This window comes from Pseudoalteromonas sp. HL-AS2 (genome assembly GCF_031198805.1).
GTDB classification, from domain to species: Bacteria; Pseudomonadota; Gammaproteobacteria; order Enterobacterales; family Alteromonadaceae; genus Pseudoalteromonas; species Pseudoalteromonas nigrifaciens.
The window spans coordinates 445698-462532 of record NZ_CP133571.1; the positions used below are offsets into that span (position 1 = coordinate 445698).

Here is a 16835-nt window from a genome sequence, read left to right on the forward strand (position 1 = left end):
GAAGGTTAAATTATGAGTAAATTTTATACAGATGAAAAAAATGCTCTTATTATTATTGCATTACTAAAAGCTAATGGAATAAGTAAAGTCATTGCTTCTCCTGGCACAACAAACATGGCATTAGTTTGCAGTATGCAACATGACGATTTTTTCCAGGTTTATTCAGCGGTAGATGAAAGATCAGCAGCGTATATGGCATGCGGGTTGGCGCACGAAACTGGCGAACCAGTTGTAATTAGTTGTACTGGAGCAACTGCATCAAGAAACTATATGCCAGGTATGACCGAGGCCTATTATAGAAAGCTACCCGTTTTAGCAATTACCTCTACACAAAATATTGCTAAGGTAGGCCATCATGTAGCACAAGTTATTGACCGTAGTAATAAACCAAATGATACACAACGCCATAGCGTTACCTTGCCAATTGTAAAAGATGATGAGGACTTTTTGGAATGTGAAATAAAAGTTAACCAAGCAATTCTTGAACTAAAACGCGCAGGAGGTGGCCCAGTACATATTAACTTACCTACTCGTTATAGCCGCGCTTATGAAACTAAAACGTTACCGGTTTGTCGTGTTATGAATCGCTTTACATTTACTGACAAACTACCCGAATTAAAAGGTCGTGTTGCTGTGTTTATTGGTGCTCATCGTGAGTTTTCTCAACAGGAAACAAAAGCGCTTGATGATTTTTGTAGCAGTAATAACGCAGTGGTCTTTTGTGACCATACTAGTAGCTATAAAGGGAAGTATCGATTAATTTACTCTTTGGCAGCCAGCCAAGATCAGGCTGGAGCTATTAATGACAAACCTGATATTACAATTCATATAGGTGAAATTACTGGGGATTACTCTGGTTTAGCAATGATTGGAAAAGAGGTCTGGCGAGTAAGTGAAGATGGCGAGATTCGTGATACATTTCAGCGCTTAAAATATGTATTTGAAATGGATGAAAAAAACTTTTTTGAGCGTTATACAAATCCAAAACACAAACAATCAGATGCATATTTAAAACAGTGTCAGTCAAAACTTTTAGACATACGCAATGAGTTCCCAGAGGTGCCTTTTTCAAATGTTTGGGTTGCTAGCCGCACTGCGGCTAAAATACCTGCTGATTCAGTTGTTCATTTTGGTATTTTAAACAGCCTACGTTCTTGGAATCTGTTTGACTTACCTTCTTCAGTGAGAACAATGTCGAATGTTGGCGGTTTTGGAATAGATGGAGGGGTTTCAAGCTTATTAGGAGCATCACTTGTAAACCCTAAGAAACTTTACTTTTGTGTAATTGGTGATCTTGCATTTTTTTATGATATGAATTCAATAGGAAATCGTCATGCAGGCAATAACCTTCGTATAATGGTTATTAATAATGGTAAAGGTACCGAGTTCAGACAATATAATCACGTAGCAGCACATTTTGGTGAACAGGCCGATGAGTTTATTTCAGCTTCTGGGCATTATGGAAATAAATCACCTACTTTGATTAAAAATTATGCTCAAGACTTAGGTTTTAAATATATAAGCGCTTCTTCTAAAGAAGAGTATGAGTCAGTATATAAGGAGTTTTTAGTTAAAGACTCTGGTGGTCAATCAATTGTATTTGAAGTTTTTACCGATAGCGATGAAGAAAGTAAAGCTTTAGAAATGGTAAGAAACATAAAAAAAGAGTTTAAGAGCTCTGCAAAATCAGCGGTCAGAAAAGCTTTAGGTACAAAGTCAATTAACACACTTAAAAAAGTTTTAGGTAGATAATGAAAATAGCCATTCTCACCCAGCCCTTATCAACAAATTATGGTGGAATTCTCCAAGCATGGGCGCTGCAAAGAGTGCTTAGGAGTATGGGGCATGAGCCGATCACTGTTGATCGCCACTATAATTTAAACAGCTCTTTAATCAGGCTATACGCAGGAAAGACCAAACGGGCACTTCAAAATATAATCTATAGATTTCGGGGGGAGACTCTATACTCCGAAAACCTAGCAGAAATTCGCGGTCATCAAGCTAAGTTTATAGATTCAAATATACATCGTACAAAGCCAATTTTCGACGATCAAGCGCTGCGTCAGTACTTCTCTAAATCAAGGTTTGATGCTGTTGTTGTTGGGAGTGATCAGGTTTGGCGTCCTAAATATGCGCCACGCCTTGAAACCTATTTTTTAGATTTTCTATATGATGATCAGATTGATATACCCACTAAGGTCTCTTATGCTGCTTCTTTTGGTGTAAGTGAGTGGGAGTATTCAGAGTGCCAAACTAAAGTGTGTAAGCAGCTTATAAAAAACTTTGATGCTGTTTCCGTCAGAGAGAAAGACGCAGTAGCTTTGTGCCAGAAGCATTTTGATGTTAGTGCGTCGATGGTTATAGATCCAACCTTGCTCGTAAATAAGCAGGATTATATATCGGAGTTTTGCCAAGAAGGTGCACAGAATAGCAAAGGGGTGCTAACTTACCTGCTTGATTCAACCGGTTTCAAGCAAGAAGTGAAGGATGCCGTGGCGCGAAGTCTCGGGGAAGAATGTTTTTCAAGGCAAGCTGCTTCACCAGAGCAGTTAATTAAAATCAATCAGTTAGACAACTATTGTTATCCACCTACAAATGAATGGGTAGAAGGGTTTCATCAGTCTAAGTTTGTGGTTACAGACTCATTCCATGGTGTCGTTTTTTCTCTGATATTTGAAAAACCTTTTATCGCAATTGTGAATCCGGGTCGCGGAGCTGCGAGGTTTGAGTCCCTGCTTGAGCTGGTAGGTCTTAAGGATCGCTTGCTTTATCCAGATGCTAAGTATGACATTGATAAGCTTGTGGAGCCTATAGATTTTGATGACGTTCGTCGCAGATTGGATTCGTTACAGGAGAGTTCATTCAAGTTTTTGAGGCAGTACCTATGAAGCCTAGATTCTCGGTGATTGTTCCTGTCTATAATTCTGAGGAGCACATATCTTCGTGCCTCGATAGTATCGTATCTGCAACAAAGAGCGTAGCAATTGAAGTTCTTGTAATTGATGACGGCTCCACCGATTCATCTTCAGGAATTGTAAAAGAGTATGAAGAACGTTTCAATTTCATACATTTGATTTCCCAGGCTAATGGAGGCCCGTCCGCTGCACGTAACACCGGCCTGTCTCGAGCTAAAGGTGACTATATTACGTTTGTGGATAGCGATGACCAAATTTCCGAAAACTTCTTTTCAGTACTTGAGCCCCTTTGTGAGCGGAAGCCGGACATTGTGGTTTTTGGTTACGAACGAGTATCAACTACAGGCCAGCGCAGGGCATTTTCACCAAAGGTAGCTGAGCATAAGAACTCGAGCAGACAATTGTTAGAGACGGTGTCTAAGGATCTGCCGTTATTTTGGTTTGCGTGGACAAAGATCTACCGTAGCGAGACTTTGGATGAACTTAGGTTTGATGAAAGAATTCGTCTCGGTGAAGACACCATTTTCAATATAGAGGCCGTGAGCAAAGCGAAGCTGATTATCCGGGTAGCAGATATACTTTACTCCTACTTTGAGGTCGAAGGGTCGCTCTCTAGCCCAAAATACAAGCCCGCCCTGTTGGCAAATATGCAGAGCCATTTCGAAGCGCGCGTGGCTATTCATTCTCGGGGGGAAGGTCTTTCAAAGTACGTTAAGCAGGATATCTGTGAATATTATCTACTTCATATAGTCACTTGGCTAACGTCTAACGCCATGAGGAATGACAACATTGATGCTCAGCTTGCTGAGTTGCATGGTATTAGAAATTCAGAATTTGTTAAAACTTGCCTGGCATGGGGTGCACCAAAACCGAAAACTATCGGTTTGAAGGTCACTCATACATTATTTCGAGCAAGGATGTTTAGGGCTCTAAGAGCCTGGATAGCTTTTCGTTCTCGTGGCATGTCTAACCAAAATGTAGGAGTAGTATGATGAGTGCTTCGTTAATCAAAAAAGTGTCTCCCATGGTCCCAAGAAAAGTGAAAATTATTCTATCGACTTGGGTTAATAAAAAGAATGTGGAACTGCCTACTGGCCCCCGTGCTTTTATATTCCTCGCAGCTGACTACGGTAACATAGGTGATCTGGCAATAACCGCGGCTCAGGACGCATTTCTTTCCAAAACACTCGGCGGGTATACTGTTATTCGCGTTCCTATTAGCAAAACGAGAACGCAGTTGCAATCAATAAAAAAACAGATAAAACCAAGAGATTTGGTCACCATTATAGGCGGCGGCAATATGGGGACTATGTATCCGGATATAGAAGAGCTGCGCCAACTGGTAATTCGTTCTTTCCCCTGTAATCGGATCGTCTGCTTCCCTCAAACACTCGACTGGGGTGAGTCGCCAGCATCTAGCCGTGCCTTGCAGCGTATCGTGAAAGTCTATTCTCGGCATCCGGATATTCATGTGTGTGTAAGGGAGTCTATTACGCGTAATAAACTAACCGAGCTTTTTAAACATCACTCAAATGTAAATGTTTGCTGGGTGCCGGATATTGTGATGAGTGCTACAGCAGGAACACTTGGCGCCAGAGACTGCACGCAACCCTCGGGCATCCTGCGATGTCTGCGCGATGATCGCGAATCTCTGCTATCGGCAGAACAATATGCCAATCTTGACGCCGCGCTGGCCAATACCGGATACCCAATTGAGAAAACAGATACGCATGCGGGGGGCATGCAGCTGGATGAAGCACATTGTGCACAATTACTGGCTGATAAGCTAAGCCAGTTTCGTAAGGCCAGCCTGGTGGTAACGGATCGGCTGCACGGTATGATTTTATGCTTACTCGCGGGGACACCTTGTTTAGTACTGCCTAATGCAAATCACAAGATACGACAAACTTGGTTAGACTGGCTGAATGATCATCCACGTCTTGCCTTTGTCGAGCCCGAGCAGCTTGATGAGATCCCGGCTCTGATAGATAAACTTCTGTCCGAGTCGCGTGGGGAACTCAATAAATCTCCCGTTGAGCTCAGTAACTACGCTAGCCTAAAGGAGGCGCTGACTCGATCATGAGCACAGTAGAAAATCCACTAATTAGTATTATCGTTCCTGTCTTCAATGTTGAGCGTTACATTGATGCTTGCTTGGTTTCAGTTAGGCAGCAGACCTATCAGAACCTGGAAATTATTGTGGTGGAGGACTGTTCCACAGATAACTCCTTAAAGGCGCTTGAACCGCACTTAGCGGATAAGCGTATTCGGTTGATACAACACGCGCAAAATAGCGGGCTATCCGCTGCCCGAAATACAGGGATTGAGGCGGCAACAGGTGAGTATTTGATGTTTGTTGACTCGGATGATGTTGTTGAACTGAGCCTGGTTGAGGTTTGTTTCCGTGCAACTCAGATGTTGAATGCGGATGTGATCACTTATGATTGCATTCCATTTGACGATGGTGAGCCCATAAAGCCGGCTGTAGTTGATGTTGAACAGCTTGCGAAAACTGGTGAGCGATCCGGGTGTGAATACTTTGAATTGCCGCATTTTACTTGGCTTAAATTTGTGCGAGCAGAACTGTTCAAGGACTCTGGGCTCAGGTTTCCTGTCGGCCTTTGTTACGAAGACTGGCCTTTTCACTGGTGGCTTGGTCTCACGGCCTCCTCTATCTATAGAGTAGAGGCCGGGCTTTATCACTACCGACAGAGAGGAACCTCAATCACTGGGTCAACCGGGTCCAAGTTGCTTGACCTTTACCGCGTGCAGGCTATTGTGATTGCGATGGTTGGGGAAGCTGCAGACACAGGTATAAGAACGGCATTAGGCAATAAATTGCACGACAGCTACTGGAGCATACTCACTCGCATTGATGAACGTTTGTTAGAAAAAGCTTTTAGGGAAGCGAAGCTCGGTGTCCAAGAAATTCGCAACAAGGCTTTGGTGCCCGCTTATAATTTTCGGCGGTGTCTAATAACCATCCTGCTTCGCCTGCCTGTAAGCGTTGGGTTGCCGGCACTCCGCACTTTGAGAGCCTTGCTGACCTTATTATCGCCAGCCAGACGTAATCAGCAAGTGGCCGGCTCCTTAACTAAGCCCGCAAAGTAGCTAAATACTCTGTCAACAATATTCTCTTCACCAACCTCCAAGTTTGAGTTGCTTATATGACAAAACGAATACTCCACATCGTTGGCCGAATGGATCGCGCTGGCGCTGAAACTATGATCATGAACCTGTACCGAGAAATAGACAGTTCTCAGTTCCAGTTTGACTTTGTTTACTTTACAGAAGAACGCTGTGACTTCGATAACGAGATTGAGGCACTCGGGGGGCGAGTTATACGTCTTAAGGGAAGTAATCCGGTTTGCCGATTTTGGAAACTATATAGAGTACTTAAGGCAGGCAACTGGCCGATTGTTCACTCCCATATGCTTTTCAATATCGGGTTGAACCTGCTTGCAGCTAAGTTTGCAGGAGTTCCCGTTCGTATTGCCCACTCCCATAGTACCAGCGATGGTAACTCTTACTCTGTGCTGGGGCGCATGTACCAGCGTGTGATGCGTTGGCTGATATCGTGGGTACCTACTCGCTATGTAGCGTGCGGTCAAGCTGCTGCTAAATATCTATTCCCAGGGAAAGAAGGGGTAGAGATCATCCCCAATGCTGTTGATGTTGAACACTTCACTCGGGCTAATGGTGCAACTACCATTCAGGAATTAGGAATTGCCGATGACTGCATGACTATTGTCCAAGTCGGGCGGCTGATGCCGGTGAAAAACTATACCTGGTCTGTGAAAATTGCAGCAGCCTTACGTGATGCGGGGCAAGAGTTTCAGATGCTTTTTGTAGGTGCTGGTTATGAGCAACCTAAGATAGAAGAAGAGATACGCGCTTTGAAATTAGAGAAGCATATTAAGCTCCTCGGGCTAAGGGAGGATATTGCTGAACTGATGGCTGCGGCGAATGTGATGCTGATGCCTTCTTTACATGAGGGGTTTCCGGTTGTGTTAGTTGAGTCGCAGGCTGCGGGATTGCCAGCCGTGATTTCCAGCACAATATCGTCAGAAGTCGATTTAGGTATTGGTTTGATTGAGTTTGTTGACCTGGATGATTCTCCAGAGATGTGGGTAACCCGTATGCAGACTATAGTGAAATGCTCAAAGCCTTCAGCAGAAGCCAGGAAGCAATTTCTTGAAACTCATGGCTTTTCTGCAAAAGCAGGGGCTGAACGTTTAATGATGCTGCATTTAATTTTACGTTTAATTGTCATTATAGTTTAAGCTAGATGCTGTTGTAGCAGTAAGGGGGGATATGCTGATTTTTGGTATAGTTTCCTTTTTATAGCTCTGAAGGAATGGCGGTGCCTGTAATTAGTGTTTTTTATGGTAGTTTTAATCTAATATACCTTTTCATTAAAATTTTTTAAGAAATTCAGATGGGTTTATTTTGAATATTAATGATTTAAATTTTCTTGATGAAGCTAATAAATCAGGCTGGGTGCTGGGTTAAGATGCTTTCAATTTGGTTTGGAAGTTTAAAATCTTTTCTTTTCATATTGCAGTGAATTTTTATATAAATCTATAAGTTGAATTCGTTTTGTTATCTTATTTATGTGTCTTTTTAATTAGCGTATTGTTTTTTTATTTTTATGAAGTGCTGTGTAAAAAAGAAGCTGTTGGCTATCGTTATTTTTTATTTCTCTCATTATGTTTACTTGTCTTATTGTCAGCATTAAGAGCATATAATGTCGGTACTGATACTGGATCTTATTTGTTTATTTGGCGAAATGGCCCTGATGAACTTTCTGAGTTATTTTTAAAAAATAACTTTTTTAGCGAGCCTGCGTATGCATTGCTATCATTTTTTACAAAGAAAGTTAGTTATACATTTTTTAGTCAAAGCCAAATTTTTCATTTGTTCTCAATTAGCTTTTTAGTTTGTTTATTTTATTACTCAACCATTTGTAAATATGCAAATTATAAACTGTTTTCATTTGTCTTTTTCTTTTTGCTCGGTTTTTATACCTTCCACTTTAACGGTGCCAGGCAAGCAATTGCTATCGCTTTGTTCTTATATTCCATTAAATATGTATTGAATGGTAATCTATTAAAGTATCTGGCAGTTGTGCTGTTCGGGTTTTTAGTACATAAAACCATGTTAATTTGTTTGCCTTTGTATTTTATCTTCAGAAAAGAGTTAAATGCAAAGCAGTTGATCCTGGTTGTTGTGTGTGCCGTTGTGGTTGCGCTGTCGGTGACGTCTTTGGTGGACTTTGCATCTCAATATGATCAGCGCTATCAATCATATGCAAAAAGCGACTTTGAAGGAGGGGGGGTAGTCGCTGTGTTATTTAACACCAGCTTGCTTATGTGGTTGTGGGTGAGTAAAAGGCTAAATACAATTAATGACAAGCTGTATGACATTTCCCTGCTTTCCATGTTAATAGCGGTGTGTATTGGTTGGGTTTCCATAATTCTATCTCTTAACCCATCGGGTATATTACGACTAAGTGTATACTTTACGCAATTTTCAATATTTTCACTGCCTATGTCTGTGCTCTATTTTAAAAATGCCAGTACGCGCAGCTTTGTATTGCTAAGTGTGCTTATCGTCGCAGTGCTTTACTTTTACTTAACAACAGTCAACTTTTCAGGTCTCTACCCATATACAGTAGACAGAAGCTTAAGTATGCTCTTTTAAGCTGGAGAATCTTAGTTGTAGGTTTATTTTGGGCAACATGCTGATAAGTATATAAATTTGGGTGAAAAATGACGAGGTTAAAACGTACATCTTATTCTGCTGCAATTAAATTAGAAACTGCTCAACTTGAAGTTGTCTACTATAAATTTTTATATAGAATTAGTCCCGAATAACCTAATTATTAATGGAATCTGAATGAAAGTTACAATAGGCATCCCTTTTTTTAATGCAGAAGATTTTTTGTACGAAAGTGTTAAAAGTATACTGTTACAGAACTATTCAAATTTTGAGTTGCTGCTGGTCGATGACGGTTCTACCGATCGCTCGCTCGAGATTGCTAATTCTTTTCGAGACTCACGGATAAAAGTTATTTCAGATGGAATTAACTTAGGATTACCTGCCAGACTAAACCAGATTATTCAGATTGCTAAAGGGGATTATATTGCAAGAATGGATGCTGATGACTTGGTTGCTTTAAACCGTATTCAAAAACAAGTAACCTTTTTGAACGAAAATAAAGATGTTGATTTGGTTTCCACAGGTATTTGCTCCATCGCAAATGATTGTAGTGTCATGTCTATAAGGTTACCCAGTGGGGCTAAAAGGCTAGACCTAACATTAAAAAATGGAGTTCAAGGCTCTACAGAAATTGCTCATGCCACTATTATGGTAAGGCGGAAGTGGTACCTAAGGAATTTGTATGATGAAAATGCAAAACTAATGGAAGATTACCAGCTTTGGCTCGACGCTTTAATCAAGGATGACTTAAAAGCAGGCTATATAAGAGAACCCCTTTATTTTTATAGGGAAGAAAGTTCTATACAGTTTGATAAACTAATTCGTGCATATAAAAATCAAAGAAATGTAATTAGAGAGAAGTACAAAACCACAATTCCTTTTGGTATGAGGTTTTCTTTTTATTCTAAAATTGAGCTGAAGATACTTGTAACTCGCTTATTTAACATTTTAGGGATTATGAATAAATTAATTTCGTTGAGGAACAAAGCTACTCCACAAAGTGGTCAACTATACAACCTCGTCAATGATGAGATTGATAAAATCAAAAACTTTAAAGAGCACCAATAATGAAAAAAATCGCTTTTATCACCGCTTCTCCTATGACGGTGAAAGCTTTTTTGCTGCCGTTCATCAAAGAAATCGAGAAAAGCTATGAAATACATGTTATCTCTAATTGGCATGGCGATGAGGACTTTTTGCCAGCTAATGTAAAAATGATCCGGATCCAAATTCAAAGAGAGCCTTCTATATTCGATGACCTTGTATCTCTAATTAAGCTAGTGGGTATTCTCAAAGTTGAAAAGTACGATATAGTTCATACTTTCACGCCCAAGGCAGGGTTTATAGGTCAAATAGCAGCTTGGTTGTCACGAGTAGAACTAAGGTTCCACACCTTCACGGGACAAGTATGGGCAACTCAAACTGGCTTTAAACGCTTTTTATTGAAGTCGCTAGATAAACTAACAGCCTCTTTTACTACTTCAGTGCTAGTTGATAGTCCCTCTCAGCAATCTTTCTTAATCAAGAATAAGATTGTAACAGCAGTTAAGAGTGGGGTTTTAGGCAAAGGTTCAATCTCTGGTGTTAACTTATCTAAATTCCAGTTCTCGCAAGAAAAGCGTGACAATATAAGAGCTGAACTTCAACTTAAAGATGGTGAGTTTGTTTTTTTATATGCAGGACGCTTAAAAAAAGATAAAGGCATACCTGAACTTTTAAGTGCCTATAGAAACGTTGCGAAGAAAGTTTCTGCAGTACTTGTTATTGTTGGTGCCGATGAGGATGGTTTGTTGTCGGAAGTGAATCATACAGATGGCGTGATCTTTTGTGGTTTTACAGATGATATAGTAGCCTACTTTTCAGCGGCTGATTTACTTTGCTTACCAAGTCATCGAGAAGGATTTGGAAATGTAGTTATTGAAGCTGCTGCGTGTGGTCTACCTACATTAGCATCTCTTATTTATGGGTTGTCTGATGCAATTGTTGACAATGAGACAGGTGTCTTACATCAAGTTGAAGATGCAGCTGATATCGAAGAAAAAATGTTGAATTTATGTCAAAATAAAGAACTGTTAAAGAGAATGAGTGAACGAGCTTTAAAACGTGTTCATTCTGAATTCTCTGAGCGTCTTATAGTTGACGAGTTTATTAAATTTTACGAACATGAACAAAGTAGGCTATCACAATGATTAAGCGTTTATTCGACTTTATCACAGCGCTCAGCGCGGTGTTTGTTTTATTACCAGTAATAATTTTCGTCGCAGTGCTTATTCGTTTTAAATTAGGCTCACCTATTCTATTCACTCAAGACCGCCCTGGTTTGAATGATAAAATATTTAAAATGATGAAGTTTAGAACCATGCTTGATGGTAAAGATAAGCATGGCAACTTATTGCCAGATGATGAGCGTATGACTAAATTTGGTGCTTTTTTACGTTCAACGAGTTTAGATGAATTACCTGGTTTATTTAATGTATTAAAAGGAGATATGAGCTTAGTTGGTCCACGCCCTTTATTAGTACAGTATTTACCTCTGTATAGCATTGAGCAAGCGCGCCGTCATAATGTTCGCCCAGGTATTACTGGCTGGGCGCAAGTAAATGGTCGCAATGCCATTAGCTGGGATAAAAAGTTTAAGCTTGATGTTTGGTATGTAGATAACCAAAGCTTTTTACTCGACATGAAAATATTATTATTAACAGTAAAAAAGGTGTTTGTGCGTGAAGGCATAAGTGCTGATGGGCATGTCACTATTGAGCCATTTAAAGGTTCTAATAATGACTAAAAATTTGGCCATAGTTGGCGCAAGCGGTCACGGTAAAGTAATCGCTGATATTGCTGAGCAACTTGGATATACAGTTAATTTTTATGATGATGCTTACCCAAGTAAAAAAAATATTGAGCATTGGGCAATACACGGTACTTGCGCTAATTTAATAGCCCTAAATAATACAACTACCACGTTAAATAATGACGTTGTAGTTGCTATAGGTAATAACGAAATTCGCCAGCAAAAAATACAGTTACTTCAACAAAGTAATTTTAACATTATTACCTTAATTCACCCAACCGCAGTAATAAGCCAATATGCAGCAATAGCTGCAGGAACTGTAGTTTTTGCTGGCGCTGCTATTAATGCTTTTGCCAAAGTTGGCGTTGGTTGTATTATCAATACCGCTGCTGTCGTTGAGCATGACAGCATCATTGGTGACTTTACTCATATTTGCCCTAATGCTGCTTTAGCTGGTGGCGTATCTGTTGGTGCTAAATGCTGGGTTGGGATTGGCAGTCAAGTAATGCAATTGATAGCGATTGGTGATAACTGTTTAATTGGTGCAGGTAGTACAGTTGTAAAAAATATACCTGATAATGTAACAGCGTATGGCTCTCCCGCTGTTGTAATAAAAAGCGACTAAAAATACTTTTTATGATCTTTTCTATATAGAATAAATAGGAATACCATGTTAAATACCCCTTTCTCACCTTGGCCTAGCTTCACCCAAGAAGAGGCCGATGCTGTTAGTCGCGTAGTTTTATCAAATAAAGTTAACTACTGGACTGGCACAGAAGGCCGTGAATTCGAAAAAGAATTTGCTACTTGGACTGATAGTAAATTTGCTATAGCACTTGGTAATGGCACACTAGCGCTCGATTTGGCACTTAAAGCGTTAAATGTAGGCGCTGGCGACGAAGTAATAACTACACCACGTACATTTTTAGCGTCTGCCTCAAGCATTGTTACCGCTGGTGCAGCACCTGTTTTTGCTGATGTTGATTTAAATAGCCAAGCAATTACAGCCGAAAGTATTAAAGCAGTACTTACACCAAAAACTAAAGCGGTGATTGTGGTGCATTTAGCAGGTATGCCTGCTGAAATGGATGAAATAATGGCATTGAGTAAAGAGCATGGCTTTTATGTGATTGAAGACTGTGCCCAAGCACATGGTGCTAAATATAAAGGTCGTTCAGTGGGTAGTATTGGTCATGTTGGTGCGTGGAGTTTCTGCCAAGATAAAATAATGACTACTGGTGGCGAAGGCGGCATGGTAACCACAAACTCTAAAGAGTTATGGTCTACTATGTGGAGCTATAAAGATCACGGTAAAAGCTTTGATGCAATTTATAACCGTGAACACCCACCAGGCTTTAAGTGGTATCATGATAGCTTTGGTACCAACTGGCGCATGACCGAAATTCAAGCTGTACTAGGTCGTATTCAACTAACGCGTATGGCTGATTGGAATGCTAAACGTCAAGCATATGGAGCTGAGCTAGATAAAGCTGCCAGTGAATTTAGTTGTATTCGTTTAGTAACCGTACCAAGTTATATTGAGCACGCTGAGTATAAACACTATATGTTTGTTAAGCCTGAGCAACTAGCTGATGGTTGGGATCGTGACCGTATTGTTAACGAAATAGTTGAACGTGGTATACCATGTTTTCAGGGAAGCTGCTCAGAGGTTTACCTTGAAAAAGCGTTTGATAATACCCCGTGGCGCCCAGAAAAACGTTTACCTAATGCAGTAGAGCTGGGCGAAACGTCTATCATGTTTTTAGTACACCCAACACTTACTGAAGCTGAAATAGCTAAAACAACACAAGTAATGAAAGAAGTATTTGAATTGGCTTCTAAATCTTAAAGGTGTGAATAGCACTCAGCTTATAATTATTAATTAATAATTATAAGCTGTACTCGTTGTATAGGCTTAATGCTTGAATATTTGCTTATATGATGCAGATTGGAATAAAGTGGGTTGTTTAATTCATTAATTGATAAGATGTATAGCACATAAGCTCATCACCCAATCGTATATTCTATTAGGCATATTTTCTTGATGCGTTTAACGCATTAATTCATAAGAGTTTATTTTTAAAGATGTCTCAGCGTTGAGACGCTTTTGAGACACTTTTTTGCTATTATTTAATGCACCAATAGTCGCATCGCCCACTTATTTTAACTGTCTCAATTAATCGCTTAAGCTGCAATTGCTCCCTAAGCGTGTAATAAATAAATCATCATTTAAAGCTACTTACATTAATGAGTTTTTTGTTATAGTTACAATGTTGTTAATTTTAAATATCATATCAGGTTTTACCCTGTAATTGAACCGCAAAGGAACGTGCCGTGGATAGTTTTATTCGTTCTATTTTAAGTGCTTCTAGGCCTAGAAAACGCCTTATTACGCTTTTCATTGACTCACTTTTTATAGCGACCGCCTTTTGGTTAGCCCTTATTGTTAGGCTCGATAGCTTTGAGCCATTAAAAAGTGCTGATAATTGGCTGCTGTTATTAATGTTAATCCCTATTGCTTTATATGCGTTTATTGGATTGGGTTTATACCGCGCAGTACTGAGATACATGAACTCGCAAGCGTTATGGGCTATTGTATTAGGCACGCTTATTACTACAGCGAGCCTAGTGTTACTGGCTTTTTTTGCTGGGGTAAGTATACCGCGCACTATGCCGTTTATTTTTGCTTGGTTATGTTTATTAACAGTAGGGGGCTCGCGTGTATTGGTGCGTGCACTGATAGGAAAAATGACTACTGGTAGCAAAGAGCCGGTTATTATTTATGGTGCGGGCTCATCTGGGCGTCAATTAGCCACGGCATTGAATGCGGGGCCAGAGTATTTTGTAAATGCTTTTATTGATGATGACGTGACAAAGCATGGCTCGATAGTACAGGGCATTCCTATACGTGCGTTTGACGAGATACATGAATTAATAAGAAAACGTAAAGCAACGAAAATATTGCTGGCAATGCCTAGTGAAAGCCGTGCAAGGCGAAAGCAGGTGCTCGCACAACTTGAGCCGTTATCTATCAAAGTACTTTCAATACCAGGCATGGCCGATATAGTCGAAGGTAAAGCACAGCTTACTGAATTTAGAGATGTGGGTATAGAAGATTTATTGGGTCGCGATCCTGTAACCCCTAAAGATGATTTAATGACCGCTAATATAACCAATAAGGTAGTGATGGTTACCGGCGCTGGTGGATCAATAGGCTCTGAGCTGTGTAGACAAATAGTAAAGCTTAAACCAACTAAATTAGTGTTGTTTGAGCGCAGTGAAATTGCCCTTTATTCAATTGAAAAAGAATTGGGTGAATTCATTACTAATAATGCGCTTAATATTGAACTCATCCCCATTATGGGCTCAGTGCAGCGTGTAAATCGTCTTGAAACGGTAATGAGAACCTTTGGTGTGCAAACCATCTATCACGCCGCTGCTTATAAACATGTGCCATTGGTTGAGCACAATGTAGTAGAAGGTGTACGTAATAATGTATTTGGTACCTACTACGCTGCAAAGGCTGCTGTTGAGGCTAAGGTAGATACCTTTGTACTCATTTCTACCGATAAAGCGGTACGCCCAACTAATGTTATGGGCGCAACTAAGCGAATGGCTGAGTTAGTACTACAAGGCTTAGCACAAGAGCAAGGCGCTAAACACAAAACACGTTTTTGTATGGTGCGTTTTGGTAATGTACTTGGTTCAAGTGGCTCAGTTGTACCACTGTTTCGACGCCAAATAAAAGAAGGTGGCCCAATAACACTTACTCACCCTGATATAACTCGTTACTTTATGACCATACCTGAAGCTGCACAGCTTGTTATACAAGCGGGTGCGATGGGCAAGGGCGGTGATGTATTTGTACTTGATATGGGTGACTCAGTAAAAATTAAAGATTTGGCAACCAAGATGGTTAGGTTATCGGGCCTCGAAATTAAAACTGATGCGAATCCACATGGTGATATAGAAATAAAGTGTACCGGTTTACGCCCAGGCGAAAAGCTGTATGAAGAGCTATTAATAGGCGATAACGTAGAGCAAACACCGCATGAGCGTATAATGACCGCACATGAAGTAATGCTGCCGCTCAGTGAGCTTAATGTATTTATTGATGCGCTTGATATTGCATGCCATAACTTTGAGCATGAAAAAATTCGCCAATTATTACTCGATGCACCAACTGGCTTTAACCCCACTGATGGTATTTGTGATTTAGTGTGGAATGCCAGACTTGAAAATGAATCTGAAGGTAATACTGAAAGCATAAATAATGTGGTTAATTTAAATAAATAATTTACTTATGGTTTCAAATCATAGGTATTAGGTAGAAATTTAAAAAGCACCTAGCTCAACCTGAGCTCGGTGCTTTTTAGTTATTAAACCTGCTGTTTACATTACACAGCACTTTTAAAAAAAGATTAAAAACATTCAGCTTAGATATATTGCTGAGCTGTTAATTTGTACAAACACTTAACGAATAAATTAAAGGACTATCTGTGAAAGCTGTAATCCCTGTTGCCGGTTTAGGCACTCGTATGTTACCTATGACCAAAGCCATTCCTAAAGAAATGCTACCGTTGGTTGATAAGCCTCTCATTCAATATATAGTAAATGAGTGTGTTGCTGCAGGCATTAAAGAAATTGTATTAGTAACGCATAGCTCTAAAAATGCGATTGAAAACCATTTTGATACTAGTTTTGAGCTTGAAGCTACATTAGAGAAACGCGTTAAGCGTGTTTTACTTGATGAAGTACGCTCTATTTGCCCACCTGATGTAACCATTATGCATGTACGCCAAGGTGAAGCTAAAGGCTTAGGCCATGCTGTATTGTGCGCAAAGCCTATTATTGGTGATGACGATTTTGTAGTGGTATTACCCGATGTAATTCTGGATGCCTATACAGCAAATCAAAAAACTGAAAACCTAGCTGCGATGATTGCCCGCTTTAACCAAACGCAAGCCAGCCAAATTATGCTTGAGCCGGTAGCGCAGGAGGGCGTGAGTAAATACGGTATTGCCGACATTAATGGTGTGCAGTTAAATCCAGGTGAAAGCGCAGCAATTAAAACCATGGTTGAAAAGCCAGCGGTTGATGTTGCACCATCAAACCTTGCGGTTGTTGGCCGTTATGTATTAAGTAAAAATATTTGGTCGTTACTGGCTGAAACCCCAGTAGGCGCAGGTGGCGAAATACAGCTAACTGATGCGATTGATGCGTTAATGGAAAGCGAAACCGTAGAAGCATTTCATATGAGTGGCCGTTCACACGACTGTGGTGATAAACTCGGTTACCTAAAAGCCATTGTTGAATACAGCATGCGCCATGAAACGTTAGGTGAAGAATTCACTGAGCATTTAAAATTGCTGGTAAACTAGTTCTCAGAAATTAATTTTAAAATAAAC

General features: G+C 40.1%; 14 protein-coding genes. All 14 read left to right on the forward strand.

From position 1 onward, the window contains the following. Window positions 1-12 precede the first annotated feature (12 nt). The 14 genes from RB215_RS02105 to galU all read left to right on the forward strand — a co-directional run bounded on the left by RB215_RS02105 (window position 13) and on the right by galU (window position 16808). Window positions 13-1752, forward strand: coding sequence for a thiamine pyrophosphate-binding protein (locus RB215_RS02105; RefSeq protein ID WP_309216780.1), 1740 nt, complete (start codon window positions 13-15; stop codon window positions 1750-1752). Further along, window positions 1752-2888, forward strand: a complete 1137-nt coding sequence (locus RB215_RS02110; protein WP_309216781.1) for a polysaccharide pyruvyl transferase family protein — start codon at window positions 1752-1754, stop codon at window positions 2886-2888. Before RB215_RS02105 ends, RB215_RS02110 begins: the two co-directional genes overlap by 1 nt. Continuing rightward, a complete protein-coding gene (locus tag RB215_RS02115) occupies window positions 2885-3907 on the forward strand; it encodes a glycosyltransferase (RefSeq protein WP_309216782.1) in 1023 nt (340 codons plus the stop codon). The genes RB215_RS02110 and RB215_RS02115 overlap by 4 nt, the downstream gene beginning before the upstream one ends. Further along, window positions 3904-4998 (forward strand): polysaccharide pyruvyl transferase family protein, encoded by a 1095-nt coding sequence (locus tag RB215_RS02120; RefSeq protein ID WP_309216783.1) that lies wholly within the window; start codon window positions 3904-3906, stop codon window positions 4996-4998. The genes RB215_RS02115 and RB215_RS02120 overlap by 4 nt, the downstream gene beginning before the upstream one ends. Continuing rightward, window positions 4995-6026 (forward strand): glycosyltransferase, encoded by a 1032-nt coding sequence (locus RB215_RS02125; protein WP_309216784.1) that lies wholly within the window; start codon window positions 4995-4997, stop codon window positions 6024-6026. The genes RB215_RS02120 and RB215_RS02125 overlap by 4 nt, the downstream gene beginning before the upstream one ends. A 56-nt stretch (window positions 6027-6082) precedes the next feature. Next, window positions 6083-7198 carry a glycosyltransferase family 1 protein gene (locus RB215_RS02130; protein ID WP_309216785.1) on the forward strand — a complete coding sequence of 372 codons (1116 nt, stop codon included), beginning with the start codon at window positions 6083-6085 and terminating at the stop codon, window positions 7196-7198. 352 nt (window positions 7199-7550) lie between these two features. Beyond that, window positions 7551-8618, forward strand: coding sequence for an EpsG family protein (locus RB215_RS02135; protein ID WP_309216786.1), 1068 nt, complete (start codon window positions 7551-7553; stop codon window positions 8616-8618). 195 nt (window positions 8619-8813) lie between these two features. After that, window positions 8814-9704 carry a glycosyltransferase family 2 protein gene (locus tag RB215_RS02140; RefSeq protein ID WP_309216788.1) on the forward strand — a complete coding sequence of 297 codons (891 nt, stop codon included), beginning with the start codon at window positions 8814-8816 and terminating at the stop codon, window positions 9702-9704. Continuing rightward, a complete protein-coding gene (locus RB215_RS02145; RefSeq protein WP_309216789.1) occupies window positions 9704-10825 on the forward strand; it encodes a glycosyltransferase family 4 protein in 1122 nt (373 codons plus the stop codon). Before RB215_RS02140 ends, RB215_RS02145 begins: the two co-directional genes overlap by 1 nt. Next, a complete protein-coding gene (locus RB215_RS02150; protein WP_309216790.1) occupies window positions 10822-11421 on the forward strand; it encodes a sugar transferase in 600 nt (199 codons plus the stop codon). Before RB215_RS02145 ends, RB215_RS02150 begins: the two co-directional genes overlap by 4 nt. Further along, window positions 11414-12052, forward strand: coding sequence for an acetyltransferase (locus RB215_RS02155; protein WP_309216791.1), 639 nt, complete (start codon window positions 11414-11416; stop codon window positions 12050-12052). The genes RB215_RS02150 and RB215_RS02155 overlap by 8 nt, the downstream gene beginning before the upstream one ends. Window positions 12053-12097: 45 nt before the next feature. After that, complete coding sequence (locus RB215_RS02160) at window positions 12098-13276, forward strand: DegT/DnrJ/EryC1/StrS aminotransferase family protein (RefSeq protein ID WP_309216792.1); 1179 nt, start codon at window positions 12098-12100, stop codon at window positions 13274-13276. Between the two features lie 485 nt (window positions 13277-13761). Further along, window positions 13762-15723: a nucleoside-diphosphate sugar epimerase/dehydratase gene (locus RB215_RS02165; RefSeq protein ID WP_309216793.1), complete on the forward strand. Its 1962-nt coding sequence runs from the start codon at window positions 13762-13764 to the stop codon at window positions 15721-15723. A 203-nt stretch (window positions 15724-15926) separates the two neighbouring features. Further along, the gene (galU, locus tag RB215_RS02170; protein WP_309216794.1) at window positions 15927-16808 is read left to right on the forward strand and encodes a UTP--glucose-1-phosphate uridylyltransferase GalU; all 882 of its coding nucleotides are present in this window, start codon (window positions 15927-15929) and stop codon (window positions 16806-16808) included. Window positions 16809-16835 lie beyond the last annotated feature (27 nt).